The sequence below is a fragment of the Occallatibacter sp. genome (assembly GCF_049802275.1).
Classification (GTDB): Bacteria; Acidobacteriota; Terriglobia; order Terriglobales; family Acidobacteriaceae; genus Telmatobacter.
Genome location: NZ_JBARMD010000088.1, coordinates 1 through 2,625, shown reverse-complemented (window position 1 = coordinate 2,625; position 2,625 = coordinate 1). Strand labels below are relative to the sequence as shown.

At 56.8% G+C, this 2,625-nt stretch carries 2 protein-coding genes; both read right to left on the bottom strand.

Going from position 1 to position 2,625, the window contains the following annotated elements; all coding sequences use genetic code 11:
• On the bottom strand, positions 1-257 hold a 257-nt coding region (locus WA354_RS02945), incomplete at its 3' end, for a transposase (RefSeq protein ID WP_472811516.1).
• An 820-nt stretch (positions 258-1,077) separates the two neighbouring features.
• Entirely contained in the window at positions 1,078-2,124 is a 1,047-nt protein-coding gene (locus WA354_RS02940; RefSeq protein WP_472811515.1) for an alpha/beta fold hydrolase, read from the bottom strand.
• Positions 2,125-2,625 lie beyond the last annotated feature (501 nt).

Sequence of the window (2,625 nt, the reverse complement as noted above, 5' to 3'; positions counted from 1 at the left end):
TTCAAAACATCAATCTCCACCGCCTGGCGACCGATCTTGCGTTCCAGTTCCGCGATCTGGCCCTCGGACCAGCGCCGCTGCCCGTACCCGGGAAAGGCGTTGCCCGGCGCCTGCCGGAACTCACGCTGCCAGCGATGCAGCACGTTCGGGCTGATCTCCAGCCCGCGCGCCACCTCGGCCATCGATACCCCTGCTTCCAGCCGCCGAACGGCAGCCAGCTTGAACTCCTTGGTGAACTTCCTGCGTGACAATCCCATGACTCAATTCTCCATTCGTTGGATTTTGAGTCTTAACCGGTTGTCTCAAAAACGGGGGCAGGTCCAAACAGTCCGGCCCGCTTGCTGCTCAACTAGTTGTTTCTGGGTTGGCGGTGATCGTGCGCCATGAGCACGCGAAGCTCGCAAGAGCGGAACGTGCGTAACTGTTTAACCGATGAGGGCGGGCCCCTCGGAGCCGGCTTGCAGGAGCGGGCTTCAAACCACCTTCGGCGGCTTTGGTTAAGTGCCATGGTCGTGAGCGCGGAAGGAAAAGGCTCGGCTAGACCGGGTCAGGTGTCAGGCAAGAAGAGGACCGAAAGGAAACCACTGTTGAAGTGTCGAAACCTATTAAACGATGTCAAAACCGCGGCGTGATCACTACTGCGGGATAAGCTACGACGTTACCTGTTTACGGGCGCAGCGGCATCCGGCATGAGAGGTGGCCTGAGCTTGCCAACGAGGCGGTTAGGCGGAACATGGGAAGTCTTCAAGTGACGCTAAGAGAAAACCTATAAGTGCGACCCACGAAAGGGAAATATCGATGCACTTGAAGATGGCGGATCATCCTGTAGTAGTGTTGAAGCGCCTGTAATGGGCGTGGAGCGAAGAGGATGACATAGCTCGACGGAGGGCTCGGCCAACTGGATTCCAGGATGAGCCCTTTCCTCCGGAGACGGTTTGTTCTCGCATGAGAGCAAGCTACGGCTATGAAGAGCCGTGTGAATCGAGAGGTTCACGCACGGATCTGTGAGAGCCTCGGGGTGAGATTCCCCGGGGCTACTCGACCGCTCGGGAAGCGCGACATCAGAGACCGCCCGTCTTACTGCGATGCACCGGCATACATCTCGCGCACAGCATCCACTATCGCATCAGGACGTTCATCTGGAATCGCGTGTGTGCTATCGGAAACGATTTGCCACTTTCCTTTTGTGGAGAAATGCTGCGCCAACTGAATTTGCCCATCCACCCAGTTTTTGCGTAGGTCTACCCAGTCCTGTGAGGTTAGCGGCAGGCCCCACATGCCTTTGCCAGCGATGAGAACGACGAGCGGCCTGTCGCCCAATGTTGGAGCGTCTGCCAACTCAGCCTCGCTATCGCCCGCAAACTGCTCTTCGACTTCGCTCGTTGTCGCCCGAATGAATTTTGGCTGTATGGCTTGATACGACCATTCCTGATCGTCGGTTGGCTCGCCCGCACCCTTGATATCCTTTCTCGCGAGGAACCGGCTAATCCCGAAGAAATACAGCACGGACGCATATGTTCGATCCCTCTGGCGGCGACGAAGATCAGCTTTAGCAGGTGCGAGTATGCTGGCCGGCAACGTTACCTTATTCGGACCACCCTCGGCTAAGACCATCCCCGCCACTTCATCCGGATAAAGTTTGTTGTACACGAGAACGCTGCCTTTGCCGAATGAATGGCCCACAAGTATGTAGGGCGGTTTTTCGCCCGCATTATCCAGGAGTGCGTGCAACTCCTTCGCGAGTCGAGAAAGCGTTCGAGGCATCGGACCGGGATCACTCCAGCCATATCCGGCTCGGTCATAGGAGCAAACACGAGTAAAACTCGCTATCCCGGGCTGTACAAGTCGCCACCCTGACGCGGGTACTCCGAGTCCTGATACAAGAACGACAGTAGGGCTTCCTTTGCCAGTGCAATCGATATTGAGATCGTAACCGCCGACGTCAACCGACTTTCCAACCCGGTGGAACCGGCGTGCGTCTGCTCGGGCCTCAATAGCTTGGTATGAGATCCCGGAGGTGGCGAGGAGCAGAACGGCTCCTGTCGCCAGCAAGGCGATCCAACGAAGTTGTCGAAGAAGTCTAGCTCCCTTGGTTTGACTTGCACGCAGAGGTTGACTCTCCATGGTGCTCCCTCAGGATAGCCAGGCGAGTGGACCGTTTGCGCTGAGAGCATCCGGGCGTCGCTTGCAGTGCCAAGAGAATATATCGTGGCGTCTAAAAGCGGGATAAAGAAACGCCCGATGTCGGGGATCGAGGCACCGCCCGGTTTGTGGACTACCCTTCCGTTGATATGGTGTGACCCTGTCAATATCTGCAAATCGCTGGGGTTGTTTTTGTCGTTGTACTTCAAGGACAGGATCAGCAGCAGCCGTGGCAGGTAATGGCGACGATTGATCAAGCTGATATTCGCGGGCCGGAACCGCATAATCATGATCCGTCGGGAGCTGCCTCTGACTACTAACGCGAGTCCGGCTGAGCCTGTCGAGACTATGGTGGGCAACCACGCATCAAATGGAACATGCACCCGTCGGTCCATAATGACCCATCATGACTCTAGTGGACGTCGCTCGCTGATCAGTGAGCCGATACGAATTCGCATCGCCGCTGGCTGGTTCTCCATGGGA